This is a genomic window from [Pseudopropionibacterium] massiliense, assembly GCF_900607225.1.
Classification (GTDB): Bacteria; Actinomycetota; Actinomycetes; order Propionibacteriales; family Propionibacteriaceae; genus Arachnia; species Arachnia massiliensis.
Map to the genome: position 1 here is coordinate 3,005,527 of NZ_LR027842.1, position 19,507 is coordinate 3,025,033.

16 protein-coding genes are annotated in these 19,507 nt (G+C 68.5%); 12 read left to right on the forward strand and 4 right to left on the reverse strand.

Features of this window, described 5'->3' with window-relative positions:
- Positions 1-176: 176 nt before the first annotated feature.
- The 6 genes from pta (at position 177) to E0E39_RS13465 (ending at position 8,178) form a co-directional block, all read left to right on the forward strand.
- Positions 177-2,237, forward strand: coding sequence for a phosphate acetyltransferase (gene pta / locus E0E39_RS13440; RefSeq protein WP_130875205.1), 2,061 nt, complete (start codon positions 177-179; stop codon positions 2,235-2,237).
- Between the two features lie 60 nt (positions 2,238-2,297).
- On the forward strand, positions 2,298-3,482 hold the full coding sequence (locus tag E0E39_RS13445) for an acetate kinase (protein ID WP_130875206.1): 1,185 nt from the start codon (positions 2,298-2,300) through the stop codon (positions 3,480-3,482).
- A gap of 261 nt (positions 3,483-3,743) precedes the next feature.
- Positions 3,744-4,724, forward strand: coding sequence for a 5'-nucleotidase (locus E0E39_RS13450; protein WP_130875207.1), 981 nt, complete (start codon positions 3,744-3,746; stop codon positions 4,722-4,724).
- 151 nt (positions 4,725-4,875) lie between these two features.
- Positions 4,876-5,652 carry an SDR family NAD(P)-dependent oxidoreductase gene (locus E0E39_RS13455; protein ID WP_130875208.1) on the forward strand — a complete coding sequence of 259 codons (777 nt, stop codon included), beginning with the start codon at positions 4,876-4,878 and terminating at the stop codon, positions 5,650-5,652.
- Between the two features lie 4 nt (positions 5,653-5,656).
- Positions 5,657-6,475, forward strand: a complete 819-nt coding sequence (locus E0E39_RS13460) for a lysophospholipid acyltransferase family protein (RefSeq protein ID WP_130875209.1) — start codon at positions 5,657-5,659, stop codon at positions 6,473-6,475.
- Positions 6,472-8,178, forward strand: coding sequence for an FAD-binding oxidoreductase (locus E0E39_RS13465; RefSeq protein ID WP_130875210.1), 1,707 nt, complete (start codon positions 6,472-6,474; stop codon positions 8,176-8,178). The genes E0E39_RS13460 and E0E39_RS13465 overlap by 4 nt, the downstream gene beginning before the upstream one ends.
- A gap of 310 nt (positions 8,179-8,488) precedes the next feature.
- On the opposite strand, the gene E0E39_RS13470 is transcribed toward E0E39_RS13465, so the two are convergent.
- Entirely contained in the window at positions 8,489-9,400 is a 912-nt protein-coding gene (locus E0E39_RS13470; protein ID WP_130875211.1) for a DUF559 domain-containing protein, read from the reverse strand.
- Between the two features lie 310 nt (positions 9,401-9,710).
- Positions 9,711-10,043 carry a BlaI/MecI/CopY family transcriptional regulator gene (locus E0E39_RS13475; RefSeq protein ID WP_130875212.1) on the reverse strand — a complete coding sequence of 111 codons (333 nt, stop codon included), beginning with the start codon at positions 10,041-10,043 and terminating at the stop codon, positions 9,711-9,713.
- 139 nt (positions 10,044-10,182) lie between these two features.
- Between E0E39_RS13475 and E0E39_RS13480 the strand changes: the two genes are divergently transcribed.
- The 4 genes from E0E39_RS13480 to cydC are packed head-to-tail and all read left to right on the forward strand — an operon-like array spanning position 10,183 to position 15,929.
- The gene (locus E0E39_RS13480; protein ID WP_130875213.1) at positions 10,183-11,667 is read left to right on the forward strand and encodes a cytochrome ubiquinol oxidase subunit I; all 1,485 of its coding nucleotides are present in this window, start codon (positions 10,183-10,185) and stop codon (positions 11,665-11,667) included.
- Positions 11,668-11,681: 14 nt separating this feature from the next.
- The gene (gene cydB / locus E0E39_RS13485; protein WP_130875214.1) at positions 11,682-12,746 is read left to right on the forward strand and encodes a cytochrome d ubiquinol oxidase subunit II; all 1,065 of its coding nucleotides are present in this window, start codon (positions 11,682-11,684) and stop codon (positions 12,744-12,746) included.
- A 28-nt stretch (positions 12,747-12,774) separates the two neighbouring features.
- A complete protein-coding gene (gene cydD / locus E0E39_RS13490) occupies positions 12,775-14,370 on the forward strand; it encodes a thiol reductant ABC exporter subunit CydD (protein ID WP_130875215.1) in 1,596 nt (531 codons plus the stop codon).
- Complete coding sequence (gene cydC / locus E0E39_RS13495) at positions 14,367-15,929, forward strand: thiol reductant ABC exporter subunit CydC (RefSeq protein ID WP_130875216.1); 1,563 nt, start codon at positions 14,367-14,369, stop codon at positions 15,927-15,929. Before cydD ends, cydC begins: the two co-directional genes overlap by 4 nt.
- Before the next feature lie 51 nt (positions 15,930-15,980).
- On the opposite strand, the gene E0E39_RS13500 is transcribed toward cydC, so the two are convergent.
- Entirely contained in the window at positions 15,981-16,751 is a 771-nt protein-coding gene (locus tag E0E39_RS13500; protein ID WP_130875217.1) for a hypothetical protein, read from the reverse strand.
- Positions 16,752-16,808: 57 nt separating this feature from the next.
- Positions 16,809-17,510 (reverse strand): ABC transporter ATP-binding protein, encoded by a 702-nt coding sequence (locus E0E39_RS13505; RefSeq protein WP_130875218.1) that lies wholly within the window; start codon positions 17,508-17,510, stop codon positions 16,809-16,811.
- A 155-nt stretch (positions 17,511-17,665) separates the two neighbouring features.
- Between E0E39_RS13505 and E0E39_RS13510 the strand changes: the two genes are divergently transcribed.
- Positions 17,666-18,826, forward strand: coding sequence for a sensor histidine kinase (locus tag E0E39_RS13510; protein ID WP_130875219.1), 1,161 nt, complete (start codon positions 17,666-17,668; stop codon positions 18,824-18,826).
- Positions 18,823-19,467: a response regulator gene (locus E0E39_RS13515; protein ID WP_130875220.1), complete on the forward strand. Its 645-nt coding sequence runs from the start codon at positions 18,823-18,825 to the stop codon at positions 19,465-19,467. Before E0E39_RS13510 ends, E0E39_RS13515 begins: the two co-directional genes overlap by 4 nt.
- Positions 19,468-19,507 lie beyond the last annotated feature (40 nt).

The following is a 19,507-nucleotide window of genomic DNA, read 5'->3' on the forward strand; positions in this document are numbered from 1 at the left end:
GACGAAACCCCGCGGGCAGGGGGTGGGAGCAACGCTACCGGAGTCGGTGCGGCTGCGTGGCCCGGGACGGTGTCTTCTTCCGTTCCGCGAGACGATCGGTCGACGCGCGCAACGGGTGTGGACGCCACGGCCGGGTCGGCACCGCACGTCCTTCGACGAGTCGCTAGGCTTGGCCCGTGACCAGATGCGTTTACATTGCTTCATCGGAGTGGCAGGTCAGCAAGAGCGCCATCGCTCTGGGCGTGCTGGAGTTGTTCGCGCGCCAAGTCCGCTCGGCCGGTTTCTTCCGCCCGTTGGTGCAGTCCCTGAAGGAGGACGGCATCACGACGGCGTTGCTGGCCACCAACACCCTGCGTCGCCAGAACTTCGAGGACAGCGTCGGCGTCAGCTACGAGGACTGGGCCAATGACCCGGAGGCCGCCATCGACACCATCGTCGCGAAGTACTCCGCGCTGGCGGAGCGTTTCGAGGCGGTCGTGATCGTCGGATCCGACTTCGACGACCTCACCCACGGCACCGAACTGGATCACAACGCCCTCATCGCCGCCAACCTGAACGCCCCGGTGCTGTACGTGTGCCGCGCATCGGAGAGGTCCGTCGACGAGGTGTGCCGGATGGCGGAGGAGGCCATCGAGGCCTTCGAGGCTCGCCACAACACCGTCGTCGCCGTCATCGCGACCCGCGCGGAACCCGAGATCAGCGAGGAACTCTCCTCGGCGCTGCGTGAGGTCCGGGACGTCCCGGTCTCGGTGTTGTCCGCGAACCCCGTACTCGACGCCCCGTCGGTCGGCCAGCACTTCGAGGCGGTCGACGCGACGCTCTGGCGTGGCAAACCGGAGAGCCTCAACCGTGAGGCACTGACGACGATCGTCGCGGGCATGAGCCTGCCGAACCTGCTGCCGCGCCTCCAGAAGGAGGCCACGGTCATCGTTCCCGCCGACCGGCTCGACCTGCTGCCCGCGCTCATCATGGCGCACCGCTCCGCCGCCTACGGCCCCCTGGGGTCGCTGCTGCTGACGGGAGGCTTCGAGATCCCGGAGGCGGTGGCGACGCTGCTGAGCGACTCCGAGGTCGACCTTCCCATCGGCGCCACCGACAACGACACCTTCTCCACCGCGATCGCGCTGCGGGAGGTCAGCGGGGTGGCCACCAGTTCGCCACGGAAGGTCGAACTGGCGCGTGCCCTGTTCGACCGGCACGTCGACGAGGAGGCGTTGCTGGCCGCCATCGAGCTGCCACGCGCCGAGATCCGCACCCCGAGCATGTTCGAGCACCAGCTGATGCAGATGGCCCGCAGGAACCTGAAACGGATCGTGCTGCCCGAATCCACCGACGACCGGGTGCTGACCGCGGCCGACACGGTCCTCAAACGCCACATCGCGGAGATCACCCTCCTCGGCGACCCGGGTGCCATCTCCCGGCGCGCCGCGGAGCTGGGGCTCAACCTGACCAAGGCCACCGTCGTCGACCCGAGGGACCCGGAGCTGCTGGAGCGCTTCGCCGCCGAGTACGCGAAGCTGCGCGCCCACAAGGGGGTCACCCTGGAGGCGGCCCGCGAGAAGCTGGCGGACCTGTCCTACTTCGGCACGATGATGGTGCACCTCGGCATGGCCGACGGCATGGTCTCGGGCGCGGTGAACACCACCGCCAACACCATCCGCCCGTCGCTGGAGTTCGTGAAGACCAAACCGGGCGTCTCCGTCGTCTCCGGTTCCTTCCTCATGGCGATGAGCAACCGCGTGGTGGTCTACGCCGACTGCGCGGTCAACCCCGATCCGACTCCCGCGCAGCTCGCGGACATCGCGATCTCCTCGGCACAGACCGCCGTCAGCTTCGGCATCGAGCCGCGCATCGCGATGCTGTCCTACTCGACGGGTGATTCCGGTTTCGGCGCCGACGTCGACAACGTGCGCGAGGCCACCAACCTCGTCCGCGAGAAGGCCCCCGAACTCAAGGTGGAGGGCCCGATCCAGTTCGACGCGGCCGTCGACGAGGTGGTGGCGGCGAAGAAGATGCCGGGCTCGGAGGTCGCGGGTCGCGCGACGGTGTTCATCTTCCCGGACCTCAACACCGGCAACAACACCTACAAGGCCGTGCAGCGCACCTCCGGTGCGGTGGCCATCGGCCCCGTCCTCCAGGGGCTCCGCAAACCCGTCAACGACCTGTCCCGTGGCGCGCTGGTCGACGACATCGTCTCGACGATCACCATCACCGCCATCCAGGCCCAGACGGACTGAGCCCCGCATCGTCCTGAAGTCCTGAACCCCGTCCGCAACCGACTCCCAAGGAAAGTATCCGTGTCCAGTCACATCCTGCTGCTCAACTGCGGCTCCTCGTCCATGAAGTACCAGCTCTTCGACCCGGAGACGCAGAGCCCGCTCGCGGTAGGCATCGTCGAGCGGATCGGACAGGACGTCGGGAAACTGAAGCACGAGACGGGTGGGCAGGAGTTCGTCGAGGAGCAGCCGTTCCCCGACCACACCGCATCGTTCGCCGCCGTCGTCGCGGCCTTCGGGAAGTACGGGCCGTCCCTCGACGGGGTGCGGGCCGTCGGACACCGCACCGTCCACGGCGGCTCCACCTTCCAGGAGTCCACGCTCATCACCGACGAGGTGATCGCGAAACTGGTGGAGCTGCAGGCCCTGGCGCCGCTGCACAACCCCCCGGGGATCGCGGGCATCGAGGCTGCCATGGCGCTGCTGCCCGACGTGCCGCACGTCGCGATCTTCGACACCTCCTTCTTCGCGACGCTGCCCGCCGAGGCCTACACCTACGCCATCGACAAGGAGGTCGCGAAGAAGTACGAGCTGCGCCGCTACGGCTTCCACGGCACCTCCCACTCGTACGTGTCGAAGAAGACCGCGGAGGTGCTGGGACGTCCCGTCGAGGACCTGAAGGTCATCGTCTGCCACCTCGGCAACGGCGCCTCCATCTCGGCCGTCGACGGCGGCCGGGCGGTGGAGACGTCGATGGGCCTGACCCCGCTGCAGGGCCTCGTGATGGGCACCCGCTCCGGTGACGTCGACCCGGGCATCTTCAAGTTCCTCTCCGACAAGGGCTATTCCATCGACGAGATCGACACGCTGCTGAACAAGCAGTCCGGCATGGGCGGCATGTGCGGCCACACCGACATGCGTGACGTCGAGGCCCGGATCGACGAGGGCGACGCCGATGCGCGTCTTGCCATGGACGTCTACATCCACCGCCTGATCAGCTACATCGGCGCCTACATCGCGGTGCTGGGCGGAATCGACGCGGTGGTGTTCACCGCCGGGATCGGCGAGAACGGTGCTCTCGTGCGCGCCGAGGCGTCCAACAGGCTGCGCCACCTCGGTCTGATCATCGACGAGGAGAAGAACGCGGTCCGCTCCAAGGAACCGCGCGTGATCTCCACCCCCGACTCCCCCGTCACGATCCTCGTGGTCCCCACCAACGAGGAACTGGCCATGGCCCAGGACACCCTGCGCATCATCGAGGCCTGAGCCGCCCCACGTCACCTTGTTCGAGCCGACACCGGCTCGCTCTGCGAGCCGGTGTCGGCTCGAAACCATCCCACGCGCGCCCAGAGAAGCCCGGGGCCGGATGGTTTCGACACGGGCCACTCCTTCGTCGCGACCCCGCTCAACCAGCTTCGAGACGGTTCATCAGCGACACTCCGGCCTTGCCCTGTGAGCTAACTTTGGAGCGTGTCGGCCTGTATTCTGGCCGGCACTTCCCCATCTTTCGTCAATGGAGGTCCTGGCATGACCTTGCTGACCATCGGCGTGGCGAGCAGCGCGCTGTTCGACCTGACCGAGTCGGATCGTGTTTTCCGCGAACAGGGCGTCGCCGCCTACCGCGAACACCAGGAGAAACGCCTCGACCGGCCATTGCCGCCCGGGCCCGCGCTGCCCTTCATCCGGCGACTTCTCGGGCTCAACGACGTGCTCTCCGAGGCGGTGGACGTGATCGTGCTGTCCCGCAACAGCGCCGAATCCGGGCTTCGGGTGATGCGTTCCATCCGCTCGGCCGGGCTACCCATCACCCGCGCGGCCTTCCGGGAAGGACGCCCCACCTTCGAGTTCATGCCCGCGCTGGAGATGTCGCTGTTCCTGTCCGCCAATCACGACGACGTCTCCGAGGCCTTGGCGAACGGGCACCCGGCGGGCACGGTGCTGCGCGGCAGCACGATGCCCGAGGTTGGCAGGGAGCTGCGGATCGCCTTCGACTTCGACGGTGTCCTGGCCGACGACTCCTCGGAACGCGTGTTCCGTCAGGAGGGCCCGGGGCGCTACGCCCGGAACGAAACCGAGCTGGCCGACGTCCCCCTCTCCCCCGGTCCGCTGACGCCCTTCCTGGCAGGCCTGAACCGCATCCAGGAGGAGGAGACGACCCTGTCCTCGCAGGATCCCGGCTACGAGCCGCGGTTGCGCATCGCGTTGGTGACCGCACGCTCCGCCCCGGCCCACGAACGCGCGGTCAACAGCCTCCACTCCTGGGGTCTCAAGGTGGACGACGCCTTCTTCCTCGGCGGCCTGCCGAAGGCCCCCGTCCTGGAGGTCCTGAACCCCCACATGTTCTTCGACGACCAGCGCGCCAACCTCGACCGCACCCTGCGCACCCCGTCGGTCCACGTCCCCTTCGGAGTGGCCAACGAGACCGAGACCGGTCCCGCACCGCTCACCGAGGCCCCGCACCGGGCCCGCCGCGCCGCGCCGGAGAAGGTCCTCGACTTCACTGCCTGACCGGCATCGAGGGGACACCGACCACCCGAGCAGGGAAAGCAACAAGGCGAAGGCTCCTCGATTGTGGAAACTCGACGAGGCCCGTGACACGGTCCTCAACGTCCCCGTGGCGTACTTTCCACCGCTTGCCCCGGCGGGATAGCGTTGCCCCATGGCACGAGCACTGATCACGGGCGCGACCGCCGGCATAGGCAACGCCTTCGCCAAGGAACTGGCCGCCCGAGGAACCGACCTGGTGCTCGTCGCCCGGGACCACGACCGCCTCCGCGAGGTCGCCGCGGAATTGTCGGAGGTGCACGGAATCGAGGTGGAGGTGCTGCCCGCCGACCTGTCCGTCCGTGACGACGTGATGAGGGTGGCGCAGCGGCTCGAATCGGGGACCGAGCCCGTCGACATGCTCGTCAACAACGCCGGGTTCGGGCTGCACGCCTCGCTGCTCGACGCCTCCCAGATCGAACTCCACGAACGCGCCATGGACGTGATGTGCCTGGCGATGCTGATCCTCGGCGGCGCCGCGGGCCGGGCCATGAAGGCACGGGGCCGGGGTCGGATCATCAACGTCGCCTCCACCTCGGGCGCGATCTTCACCGGCAACTACTCCGCCATCAAGGCGTGGGCACGCACCTGGTCGACGGCCCTCGCCCTGGAGCTCCGCGGCACCGGTGTCACGGTGACGACCCTGCTGCCCGGCTGGGTGCGCACCGAGTTCCACCAGCGCGCCGGGATCAGCGCCACGAACCTGCCGTCGTTCGTGTGGATCGATGCCGGCGAACTGGTCAGGCAGTGCCTGCGGGACGTCGAGAAGGGCCGCATCGAGTCGGTACCGACGAAACGCTGGAAGGCGTCGTTGTTCATCGCGGATCATGGACCCCGGAGATTCATCCGCTGGTTCTCCCGCAAGCTGTCCGCTAGCAGAAGGAAGCGCTGAAGACATGGCGAAGGTCCCGAAACCGGGTAAGCACGCCTCCAAGTTGAATGCATCCACCCGTCAGGCCGCGCAGATGCTGCTGCTGAAACCGACGATGTGGCGGCTGTTGCGCGTCCACGTCCACGGCAAGGCGAACCTGGATGGCCTGGAGGCACCGTGTGTGGTGTTCGCCAACCACTCCTCCCACCTGGACACCCCCCTGATCTACGGGGCGCTGCCGAACCGGATCTCGAAATACCTGGCGGCGGGCGCGGCGCGCGACTACTTCTACGACAAGTGGTGGAAGGCCGGGCCGATGTCGTTGTTCTTCAACGGCTACCCCATCGACCGGGGCAAGGACAACGATCCGAAGAAACGCAACGTCAGGGGTCTGTCGGCGGCGCTCCTCGACGCCGGGGTGCCGCTGCTGATCTACCCGGAGGGGTCGCGTTCCCGCACGGGCGCGATGGGCCCGTTCAAACCGGGCGTGGCGGCGCTGTGCATCTCCCGGCAGATTCCCGCCGTCCCGATCGCCCTGATCGGCGCGCACGCCGCCTGGCCGAGCAACCAGAAGCACCTTCCCAAGGGACGCCCCATCGTGCACGTCGTCATAGGGCGGCCCATGACGCCGCTGCGCGGCGAGATCGCCCACGAATTCAACGAACGGATGCGCCGCCAGGTGCTCGAACTCCACGACACCACGGCGCGCGCCTATGGGGCCAGGACACTCGACGAGTACGCCCGGGCCGCCGCTCTCGGAAAGGCGGAGAAGACCGAGGTCACCGCCCTGGCGGAGGACGCCCGGGCCCGCGCTGACCAGCAGGACCACCAGGAGGACCAATGATCGACGGCGTCAAGCAGCACAAGTGGTGGGGTTGGGGCGAGGAGGGCCGTTCGTACCATCACGACGACAAACCGAAGTTCGCCCCCTTCGTGAAGAAACTGGTCGGCGTCGACATCAACGAGCCGGTCACCCCGATGCCGCAGCTCTCGGACCTGGAGGTTCCGGCATCGCGCCTGGAACCGGAACTGCGTGATTCCCTGATCGGGATCTCCGGCGCCGAGTACGTGCAGTCCGATGACGAGACCCGCGTCGTCCACGGCCTCGGGAAGGGGGTGCGCGACCTGATGCGGGTGCGCGCCGGCGAGTTCGGCCGGCTGCCCGACGTGGTGGTCTATCCCGCCAACGAGGACGAGGTGGCGCGGATCGTCGACGTGGCGGTGGCGGCCGACGCGGTGGTGATCCCGTTCGGCGGGGGCTCCAACATCGTCGCCGCCCTGGAGGCCGAACCCGGCGAGCAACGGCAGGTGGTCTCGGTGAACCTGGGGCGGATGAACCGGGTGCTCGCCATCGACGAACAGTCCGGGCTGGCACACATCCAGGCGGGCGTGTTCGGCCCCGACATGGAGGAACAGCTCCAGGCGCGCGGCTGGACGATGGGACACCAGCCCGACTCGTTCGTGTGGTCGACACTGGGCGGGTGGATCGCGACCCGCAGCTCCGGCATGCAGTCCGACAAGTACGGCGACATCGCCGACATCTGCCGCGGCCTGCGCATGGTGATGCCCGGCCAGGTCCTGTCGCTGCGGCCGCTGCCGTCGACGTCGTCCGGCCCGAGCGTGCGTGAGATGGTGCTGGGATCGGAGGGGCGCCTGGGAATCATCACCTCGGCGTGGGTGAACGTGCACCGCATCCCGGAGGTGCGGGAGATCCAGGCCTACTTCTTCCCCACCTACGAGAACGGGTTGAAGGCGTGCGAGCAGATCGTCTCCTCCGACGCCTCCGTCATGATGGCCCGTGTCTCGGACGCCATCGAGACGCAGTACATCATGGCCAACGGGAAACGCTCCTCGAAGCTGTCGTCGCTGCTCAGCAAGGGCATCGAGAAGCTCATGCTGGCCAAGGGATGGGACCTGGAGCAGATCGCCATGGCCTTCGTCGGTTTCGAGGGGTCGCCGAACCACGTCACCTACGAGAAGGGGCTCGTCGGCAAGATCGTGCGTGCCAACGGCGGGCTGGGGGTCGGCAAGGGACCGGGCGCCCTCTACGACCAGAAGAAGTACGACACCCCCTACATCCGCGATTTCATGCTGGACCACGGCATGATCTGCGACGTCTCCGAGACCTCCACGCCGTGGCGCTACGCGGCCGAGATCCACACCAGGACCGTCGCCGCCGCCCTGAAGGCCATGGAGGAGAGGGGGGTCAGGGGAACGGTGTTCTGTCACCTGTCGCACTCCTACCACTCGGGTGCCTGCCAGTACTTCACCTTCGCCATCGCCGACGACTCCGCCGAGGCCATGGACACCTACGACGCCGTCAAGCGCGCCATCCAGCAGTCGTTCATCGACTGCCACGGCACGGTCTCGCACCACCACGGCGTCGGGGAGGAGCACTCCCCCTGGATGGACCAGGACATTTCCCCGGCGGGCGTGTTCATCCAGCGGACGCTGTTCGAGGGCGTCGACCCCGGGCGCAACCTGAACCCCGGCAAGATCGTCCACGAGGGCCGACCCGGCGTCTCGTCGAACTCCCGAGACGCCTGAGGTCGCACGGCTCCCTCTCCCCGAGCCGGTCGAACCAGCACCTGAGCGCCTCTTTCCGTGAAGCTGGTTGAGCCAGCACGTGAGCGCCCTTTCCCTCAAGCTGGTTGAGCCAGCACGTGAGCGCCAGCGAACGGCTGAGTCGAAACCACCACTGACGCCCGGTAGCCAGACCCGACCACGGTCACCATGGTTTCGACACGACCAGCTCGCAGAGCGAGCAGGGCGGCTCAACCAACTTCCAGCCCCCGAAGCCGGTCGAACCGGGCCGCGTGGGACGAGCGGCCCGGCTCGAAACCTTCCGACGGTCGTCTCACCCCACCCGGGCGCGGCCCCGTAGTCCTTCGAGCAGCTCCACGACCCCTCCGGGCGGCGGTTTGACCCGTGGCGGCGGCCTCCCCCGGCATCTCGGACAGGTGGCCACACTCCCCTTCCATCCCCGCTGTCGGAGAGCGAACCCCACCTCGTTCGCCACTCGGCAGGGTTCGTTCAGCACGTCGGACCAGCCGTAGCGCAACGTCGTCCATCCGAGGTTGAGCACGGTCCGGTTGTCCCGGAGCCGGTCCTGCACCGCGTCGTGGAACTCCCGACCGTCGAGTTCCACCACCAACCCGTGGTCGGGGTAGGTGCCGTCGAACCGGGCCCCTGCTAGCCGCCGGTCCTGACGAACCATGGCGGGCAACCGGTGCGCCCGTTCGACGTGCCAGAGGTAGCGCCACTCCAGGATGCTCTCGATCCCTTCCCCCGCTGTGGAGGTCAGGAGCAACACGGCGGCACGATGCCTGACGCGTGCAGGTTCCACGAAGGCCCGTTCGACCTCGCCGGGGCACAGCAGCCCTCTGGAGATTCCGGTGGCCACGGCGTGGATCAGTTCGTCCTCGGTGGCGTCGCGGGCGTAGTCGACCAGGCTGGCGGCCGGCGGCAGCCGCGGGGGTTTCCCGACCGCGGGACGGTGTCCCACGCGGTACTCGATACTCCATCCTTCGAAGGAGAACCGGACGCGCCGGGATGTTCTCGGCAGCCAGATCACGATACGGCCGGGTTCGCGGCGGGTGATGCCGTTGAGATGAGTGGCGGCCTCGGATCCGGCGACAGCGCCCACACCACCACGCAGCAGACCGGACCACAGCAGCGACTCCCACGTGGGCCTCCTGAAGCACACAATGCCGTGGGCGATGTGCACCCATCCCCTGCCGGTCAGCCCACGGATAACGGCACGGCTCACCCCAGCTGCGGTGAGCTGGGCAGTCGTGAGAACCCCAGCTTGGGTGCGCGCACGACGACGGAGTGGCTCGGGAAGGATGGTTCTGGAGGTCACATCGTCATCATGGGCGGCGAAATCTGCGATTCGCCAGGCCACCTCCCACCTGTGGAAAACACCGTCATTTCTACTACCTATTGTCGCATGTGATTACTACGACTTGTAGTTCTTAACGAACGTCAAGAACGCCCAGATGAAACTTTGTACGACATCGTGAAAGATTTTGTATCGTATACGCTACAAAATCTTTCCAAATGACATAATGCGCACCCGGTCAGGGGACGGAGGAAGACGAAGACAGCGACTCGGCCAGGAGGCGCAGGGCCTCGTCGCGAACTTCAGCGGGCACGTCTCGAAGAAGGTCGGCCATCTCACGGGCCAGGACCACCGACTGCGGATCAGCTGGTTCATAACACCACGCGCGGCCTCGACGCTCGCGTTTGGCAAGGCATTTCTTCGCGAGCCGGTCCAGCACCGTCATGACGGTGGTGTAGGCCAGGTCCCGGTCACGCGCCAAGAGCTCCTGAACCTCGGCAACGGTCAGCGGCTCACCGGCCCGCCACAGCAGCACCATCACCTGCTGTTCCAGCTCGCCCCGGGACACCATGACGACATTCTACGGGCGGCCGGTTCCCCTCACCCGCAACGCCGCCCGGAAGTACCGTGGCCGAATGCCCACAACAAACCCATCGGGACATCTTGTCGACATCTTGAAACATGACATTCCGACGTAGTAGGTTCCGCCCATGGACCCGGTCGCAATAGCGCGGTGGCAATTTGGGATCACCACCGTCTACCACTTTCTCTTCGTGCCGATCACGATCGCGATGTCGATGCTCGTGGCGGTGCTCCAGACGATCTGGGTGCGCACCGGCAAGGAGCAGTACCTGCGACTGACGAAGTTCTTCGGGAAGCTGTTCCTCATCAACTTCGCCCTCGGCGTGGTGACGGGCATCGTCCAGGAGTTCCAGTTCGGGATGAACTGGTCGGAGTACTCCCGCTTCGTCGGCGACGTCTTCGGCGCCCCCCTGGCGTTGGAGGCGTTGATCGCCTTCTTCCTCGAATCCACCTTCCTGGGGCTGTGGATCTTCGGCTGGGACAAGCTGCCGAGGAAGATCCACCTGGCCTGCATCTACGCCGCGGCCATCGGAACCCTGTTGTCGTCGACCTTCATCCTGGCCGCGAACTCCTGGATGCAGAACCCGGTGGGCACCAGATTCAACGCCGAGCTGGGCCGCGCCGAGATCGCCGGGCTGGACGGTTTCCTGGCGATCATGACCAACCCGCTGCTGCGGTCCGCGACCCCGCACATCGTCTTCGCCTCCTACATGGTGGCCGGTGGCCTGATCGCGGGCATCTCGGCCTGGCACCTGGCCCGCGCCAACGGCCTGGCGGAGGTTCCCGAGGCGGACGTGAAGGCCTACCGGTGGGCGACGAAGTTCGGCGCCTGGGTCCTGATCGCGGGCTCCGCGTTCACCTTCCTCACCGGAGACGCACAGGCCAAGGACATCACCAAGCTCCAGCCGTCGAAGATCGCCGCGGCGGAGGGAGCCTTCGAGGACACCGGTGATTTCTCGCTGCTGACCATCCCCAACGCCGACCAGACCGGCACCGTCATCGACATCAAGATTCCCGGCGTCCTGTCGTTCATCGCCGGGGTTCCGCAGATCAAGGGCATCGACACCATCCGCGAGCAGTACGCCGAACACGGATACTCGAAGCAGGACGGTTCGCGAACCGAGATCCAGGCCGAGTACGCACCCGAGCTGGCCAACAGGTACGGCGGCATCAACCCGATCCCCGACGTGAACGCCACCTACTGGTCGTTCCGGCTCATGATGGTTTTCGGCGGGGCAGGAATGCTGATCGGCGTGCTCCTGCTGTGGGTGACCCGGAAGGGACGTTCACCGAAACCGTCGAGGCTGTGGACGACGCTGATGGCCGCGATGCCGTTGCTTCCGCTGTTCGGGATCTCGTTCGGCTGGATCTTCACCGAGATGGGACGCCAACCCTGGCTGGTGGCCGGTGTCATGCCCACCGAGGCGGGCATCTCCCCCACCGCGAGCGCCGGGGACGTGCTGTTCTCCCTGATCGTCTACACGCTGCTGTACGGCCTGCTGGCGGTGATCGAGGTCGGGTTGTTCCTCCACTACACGGTCAAGGGACTGCCCGAGGTGACCGATCCGAAGGTCTCCGAGGATCCCGACGCCCCCATGTCCTTCGCGTACTGAGCTGGAGAGTTGCCATGCCCCTGCTTGAAACCGCTGTTCCGGCGCTCAACATCGTCTGGTTCCTGCTGATCACCGTTTTGTGGATCGGCTTCTTCTTCCTGGAGGGCTTCGACTTCGGTGTCGCCATGCTCCTTCCCGTCCTCGGCCGCGACGACAAGGAACGCCGCGTCATGGTCAACACCATCGGCCCCACCTGGGACGGCAACGAGGTGTGGCTTCTCACCGCCGCGGGCGGTATCTTCGCGGCCTTCCCCGGGTGGTACGCCACCCTGTTCTCGGGGCTCTACCTGCCGACGCTCCTGCTGCTCGTGGGACTGATCCTGCGCGGGGTGGCGTTCGAGTACCGCTCGAAGCATCCCGACGCCAAGTGGCGCAACACGTTCGACATCTTCGCCACCTACGGGTCGTTGACCGTTTCCCTGGTACTCGGCATCGGGTTCGCGAACTTCGTGATCGGCCTGGCCAACGACGGCAAGCTGTGGAACGGTAGCTTCCTCGGGTTGTTCGGCCCGTTCGCGCTGCTGGGCGGGATGCTGTTCGTCGCCCTGTTCCTGATCCACGGCGCCACCTTCCTGGTGCTGAAGTCGCGCGGCGAGATCCACGACCGCGCCCGAGGCTTCGTGGGCACCTGGGGATGGCCGGTCGTCGGTGTGCTGGCGGTCTTCGTGATCTGCCAGCACGCGTTCTGGCCCGCGGCCTCCGAGTTCGGGAACCTCGCCGCGCTCGGCTGGGGCACGGCAGTGGTCGCCGTCGCCGCACTGGCGGCATCGGTGTTCATGACGGTCCACCGGAAACGGGAGGGCTGGGGTTTCGTGCTGGGCGGGTTGTCCGTCGTCGCGTTGATCTGCGGAATATTCGTGAAGATGTACGGCAACCTCGGTTTCGCGCAGGACGAGTCGCAGCCGGTGACGAGTCGCCTCAACATCCTCACCGCCGCCAGCTCGGAGCTGACGCTGACGATCATGACCTGGGCAACCGTGATCTTCGTGCCCATCGTGCTGGCCTACCAGTCATGGAGCTACTGGGTGTTCAGCAGGCGCGTCAGCACCAGGAACATCCCCGACAAGATCGTCTACTGATCCTCCGGCCACCCCTATTCTTGTCCGCATGCCCGGACCCGTGGAGCCCAGACTCCTGAAACGCGCCGAGGCGACCAGGAACTACCTGGTCGCCTCGGTTCTCGTCGGCATCCTGACCTCGGGGCTGGTGATCGCCCAGGCGTGGCTGCTGGCGCGCGCCATCGCGGTCGTCCTCACCCACCGGGCGCTGCCCGACGACTGGCTGCTCATCCTGACGCTGCTGCTCGTCATCTTCGCGGCGCGCGGCGCGCTGGCCTGGGTGAACTCGGTGCTGGCGCACCGCTCCGCGGCGGCCGTGAAGTCGCGGCTGCGGCGCGACGTGCTCGCCGCGCACCTGATCCGCCCCGTGGCCTCATCCGCGACGCTGACCAGGGTCACCACCACTGGGCTCGATGCGCTGGATGGTTACTTCTCCAAGTACCTACCGCAGCTGGGCCTGGCGGCGAGCGTGCCCTTCCTGGTCGGCGGGGTGCTGCTGCTGGCGGACTGGCCGAGCGCCCTCATCGTCGCGTTCACGCTGCCGCTGGTGCCCGTGTTCATGGCCCTCATCGGCTGGACCACGCAGGCCGCCACCCGCCGCGCCTTCACGCGCGCCGACAGGCTGGCCAACCACTTCGCCGACCTCATCCAGGGCCTGCCGACCCTCCAGGCCTTCGCGCGCGCCCGGGCCCAGCGCAGGGGCCTGGAGATCACGGAGGAACGGTTCCGCGGCCAGACGATCAAGGTTCTCTACACCGCCTTCCTGTCCTCGTTCGCACTGGAGCTGCTGGCGTCGCTGTCGGTGGCGCTCGTCGCGGTGACCGTGGGATTCCGGCTCGCCGGCGGTGAGATGCCCTTCGAGACCGCCCTGTTCGTGCTGATCCTCGCCCCCGAGGCGTTCCTGCCGGTGCGGCAGGTGGGGGTCCACTTCCACGACTCCGCCGACGGCGTGGCCGCCGCGAACGCAGCCCTCGACCTGATCGAGCTGGGCGATGCCCCCGGCGGCGGCGACCTTCCCGCGGGGTCGCGGCTGACCCTGGAGGAGGTCACCTTCACCTGGCCGGGAGCCACCGGCCCCGCCGTCACGGGACTGTCCCTCGACGTGCCGGAGGGTCGCGTGGTGGCCCTCACCGGGGCCTCGGGCGGCGGGAAATCCACGGCCCTGGGCCTGGTGATGGGTTTCCAACGCCCCGATTCCGGCCGGGTCATGGTCGACGGAACCGACCTGACCGGCCTCGACGTGGCACGCTGGCGGGCCCGCACCGCCTGGGTCGGGCAGAATCCCGGCATGGTGGCCGGCACCGTCGGCGACAACATCGCCCTGGGGCATCCCGGCATCCCGGATGCGGAACTCGCAGCGGCCCTGCGCGACGCCGGGGCCGATTTTCCCCTCGACAAATCCGTCGGCGACGACGGCGAGGGCCTGTCGGCCGGGGAACGGCGACGGGTGGCGCTGGCCCGGGCGTTGATCCGGATCCGGCGGGGCGGGGCGCGGCTGCTGGTGCTGGACGAGCCCACCGCGGGGCTCGACGCGGACGCCGAGGCGGCCGTGATCCGCGCCGTGCGCGACTCGGGTGCGGGCGCTCTGGTGGTCAGCCACCGCAGCGCCGTGCTGGCGGCCGCCGACGAGGTGGTGAGGCTGTGAGGGGGCTGCTCACGGGCCTGATCCGCGCCATCCCACGGGGTCGGCTGCGCCTGGGGCTGGCGGTGCTGCTGGCCGCCGCGGCGTCGGCGTCGTCGGTGGCGCTGATGGGGGTCTCCGCGTGGCTGATCAGTTTCGCGGCCCTGCTGCCCCCCGTGCTGTACCTCCAGGCCCCGGCCGTCGGGGTGCGGACCTTCGCGATCTCGCGCGGAGTGTTCCGCTACGTGGAGCGTCTCATCGGGCACGACGTCGCGTTGCGGATGCAGTCGGTGCTGCGGATGCGCACTTACGACTCGCTGGCCCGCACCACCCTGATCGGCGCCCACCGCGGCGACCTGCTGACCCGGGCCGTCTCCGACACCGAGGCCGTCACCGACGTCGTGGTGAGGGTGCTGATTCCCGTCGCATCGGGCCTGCTGGTGATCACCGGCACCTCGGTGGGGATCGCGTTCGTCTCACCGTGGGCGGGGGTGGCGCTGTTCGCCACCACCCTGCTGGCCGGGGTCGTGGTGCCCCTGCTCGCGCAGCGCGCCACCTTCACCGCCGATCGCGACGCCGCCCCGACCCGCGGAGAACTCGCCGACACCGTTCGTGAGGTGGCGCGCACCGCCCCCGACCTGGTCGCCTACGGCGCCGAGCACGCCTGCCTGGCGAAGCTGCTGGAGGTCGACGACCGCCTGAGGCACCAGGAGGCACGCAGCGCGTGGGTGCAGGGGGTGGCGGCCTCCGCGCAGGTGCTCGCCGCGGGATGCGCCGTGGTCGCGGGACTGGCGATCGGCGGACCAGCCGTCGCCTCCGGAACCATGCCCCCCACCTTCCTGGCCGTTCTGGCGCTGGTGCCACTGGCCCTCCACGAGGTGCTGGCAACATTCGTGGCAGCCGCCCAGACGTGGACCCGCACCCGTTCCTCCCTGGTCCGCGTCCGGGAGATCCTCGAGGCCGAACCAATCGGCACCGGCGACGTCGTCCCGGACGGGCAGACCGACCCCGGTTTGGAGCTCGACGGCGTGGCCATCGGCTGGCCCGGCGCACCCGTGCTTCGAAGCGACCTCGACCTGGTGGTGCGGCCCGGGGACAAGGTGGCCTGCACCGGCGCCTCCGGCATCGGCAAGACCACCCTGGCGGTGACCGCCATGGGACTGATCCCGCCTCGCGCGGGCACGGTGCGGCGGGGCGGCCGGATCGGATACCTGGCGCAGGACGCCCACATCTTCGCGACCTCCATCGCCGAGAACGTACGCATCGGCAACAAGGACGCCACCGACGAGCAGATCAGCGACGCTCTGCACCGCGCCGGCCTGCCGCTGGATCCTAGCCGGCTCGTCGGCGAGGACGGCACCACCCTCTCCGGTGGGGAACGCCGTCGCCTGGCCCTGGCTCGGCTGCTGGTGGCCGACCGCGACCTGTGGATCCTCGACGAACCCACCGAACACCTCGACCAGGCCACCGCCGAGGCCCTGATGGGCGACGTGTGGCGTGCCTGTGAGGGGCGGGCGGTGCTGGTCATCAGTCACGACCCGGCAGTGGTCGCAGCCTGCGACCGGGAACTGCACCTGGCATGACGGCGGTCCCGGACGCAGCACGTCCGGGACCGGGATCGGCCAGGCGACGGGTCACAGGTCCCCGCGGAACAGCCGCCAGGCGCCGATGACGCCGGGCAGGACGATCCAGGCCAGCACCGAGGTGCCGAGCTGGGCCCACGCTTGGGAGGAGGAATGGAACAGCGAGGCCACCGGCTCGATGTCGATCCAGGGGATGATCTTCTGCGCGACCTCCGAAGACCGCGCGATCAGCATCGAGAAGGTGGGCCACACCAGCATCACGACAATCGGCGCCACGGCGTTGCGGGTGAGCAGCCCGAGGGCCAGCCCCGCCAGGGCCGTGAAGACGAGCCCCCCGAACACCACGGCGATGCGGCCCGGTTCGAGGTCGGGGGGAAGCGTGGCGCCGGCGAGGGCGGGAGCGAGCAGGTACGCACCTCCGGCGACGATCAGCGCCCAGCAGGCAGCGGCGAGCGCCAACCCCACGGCCACGACGGCCTTCGCGGTCAGCACCCGGCCGCGGCGCGGGTCGAGGGTGAACGTGATGGCGGCCTCCCGCCGGGCGAACTCGCCGCTGACGAGCAGCACCGAGACCGCCATGACGATCCACGATCCCGGAATGCAGGCGGTGGTGGCGATGCGGCCGAAGGTGGTGTCGGAGGCCGGGAGAATCGCACGGCCGAGACCGAAGACCGCCATCAGCGTCGCCCCGAGGAGCAGCAGCGTCTTGCCGGAGACCGTGTTGACCGTTTTGCGGGCCTCGACGGCGATGGTGCGGGTCAGCGCCAGGGGGGATGTGGTGCGGGTCGCGGCGGTGAGTTCGGGGGAACTGGTCAGTGTCATGGTGGTGCCTTTCGGGTGAGCGCGGGGAACGGGGGCGGCGGGATTCCGGGAACGGGGTCAGGCGGCGCGGTCGGTGCCGGCGGTCAGGGTGAAGTACTGCTCCTCCAGGTCGGTGCCGTCGCCGGTGGTGTGGTCGGCGAGCAGATGTCCGCCGCCGATCATCACGACGCGATGGGCCAGGCGCGAGACCTCGTGGAGCTGGTGGCTGCTCAGCAGCACCGCGCAGCCGCGGGCGGCGCGAGCCCGGAGCAGGCCGGAGAGCCACCGCTGGCCCTGCGGGTCGAGGCCGTTGGCCGGTTCGTCCAGGATCAGCGCCTGCGGGTCGCCGAGCAGCGCCTGGGCCACTCCGAGTCGCTGCCGCATGCCCAGCGAATAGGTGCCGACGCGACGCCGCGCCTCCGATTCCGACAGGCCGGCCTCGGCCAGCACCTCCCCCACCCGCTGCCGCGGCAGACCCAGGGTGCGTGCCGCCATCCGCAGGGTCTCCAGGCCACTGCGTCCCGGGTGGAATCCCTCTGTGCTCAGCAGCGACCCGACGGTCGCGGCCGGGTTGGGCAGGTCGGCGTAGCGCACGCCGCCCACGGTGGCGCCTCCCTCGTCCGGGGTCACCAGCCCGGTCAGGATGCCCAGGCAGGTGGACTTGCCGGCCCCGTTCGGGCCGAGGAAACCGACGATCTGGCCGGAGGGAACGGTGAAGGTCACGTCGTCGAGGGCGAGGACGGATCCGAAACGTTTGGTCACATGAGTCAGTTCGAGCATGGCACCAACTCCACCGGAACCACCCGGGATCCCACATCGGGCAACCGGCCGGTGATCCGGTTCCGTCCGGCCAGTGGTCGCGCTGGCCCATCGGCTGAGACACCCTGGCCCATCGGCTGGCGACTGCCACCGGCCGGACGTGAAAGGCTGATCGCATGAGCGATTCCACCGACGCGGCACGCCCCGGTATCGGCCCGGTGGCCTGGGCAGTGGCCGCGCTCGGTTTCCTGTACTACTGCCCGCCGTTGGCGATCCCCCTGATCAACCCGTCGCACCACCTAGATCCCGGACGGGCCGCGATACTCCTGGGCCCGGGGCTGGTCGCGATGCTCCTGCTGGTGTGGTTGCGTCGCGCCCCGATACCGGTCGCGGTCTCCCTGGCCGGGCTGTGGCTGCTGTCTCCCGCGGTGTTCGGCCCCGCGATGGCCGCGCAGGCCCACATCGCCCGGCACCGCAAGGGGATCGACGCGATCGCCGTGGCCTGCGTTCTCATCGCGGCCAAGGCGGTCACCATGCTGCGCGACACCTCGGGCGGCTCCGCGACCCGGATCGAGGTGTTCATCTCCGCCACCGGGGTGGTCATCGCGCTGCTCGTCGGGCTGCTCGGCCGCAGCACCACCGACGCCAACCAGCAGCGGGCCGTCGCACAGGCGGCCCGGCAGGACGCCTGGGAGGCGCAGCTCAACGAGGCCAGGTTGGTCGAGCGCGAACGGATCGCCCGTGAGATGCACGACGTCGTCGCCCACCGGATCTCCCTCATCGCCCTGCACGCGGGCGCGCTGGCGCACCACATGCGCTCCGATGAGGGCGAGGCCGGCGACCTGGCCCGGGCGATCCAGAGCAACGCGCAGTCCTCCCTCGACGAGTTGCGCACCATGCTGGCCCGGTTGCGAGGCAGCACGGCCCCGCCCGAACCGCCCCAGCCGACCCTCTCGGGGCTCGATGCCCTGCTGGCGGATGCCCGCTCAGCCGGGCAGCAGGTGAGGGTGGAGCTGGACGGGGACCCGGCGCAGGTGCCCGACCGTGTGTCCCGTCACGCCTACCGGATCGTCCAGGAAGGCCTCACCAACGCCCGCAAACACGCCCCCGGAACGCCGGTGGCCCTGTCGCTGAGAACCACCGCCGACCGTCTCCGGGTGGTCGTGAGGAATCGCCTGGCCGACCTCGCACAGCCCGACCGGTCGGGGTCGGGACTCGGGCTCGTCGGCATCGCCGAACGCGTCGATTTGGTCGGCGGCGACCTCTCCCACGGCATCGAGGGGGAAGAATTCATACTGAAAGCAACACTTCCCTACACTCCCGAAGGAACAGCATGATCACCGTCGCCCTGGTCGATGACGACCCGATGGTCCGCACCGGATTGAACTTCATCCTCAAGGGGGAGGACGGCATCGACGTAGCCTGGCAGGCGAGCGACGGCGCCGAGGCACTCACGACCCTGCGCGACCAGCCCGTCGACGTCGTGCTGCTGGATGTGCGGATGCCCGGTCTCGACGGGCTCGCGACCCTGGAGGAGTTGCGCGGCTGGCAGACGCGGCCGCGAGTCATCGTCCTGACCACCTTCAACACCGACGACTACGTGGTGCGGGCCTTGAAGCTCGGCGCGGACGCCTTCCTGCTCAAGGACGCCGACCCGGCCCGGCTGGTCGAGGCCATCCAGCGGGTGGTGGCGGGTGAAAACGTCCTGGCCCCCGACGTGACCCGCACCCTCATCACCGTCGCCACCGACGCACCGGCCGCGGGAGACCCGTCGGCCCGGGCTCTGGTCGCCGCCCTCACCGAACGCGAACGTGAGGTCGCGGTCCTGATGACCAAGGGGTTGACGAACAATCAGATCGGCACCCGCCTGCACCTGAGCCTCGCCTCGGTCAAATCCCACCTGACCAGCATGTTTACCAAACTGGGCGTCGACAACCGGGTCTCCGCCGCCATGATCGTCCGCGACGCTGGCCTGTGAAACCAGTTTGCTGCACCCCTGCCTTGAGGTGTCGCGCCCC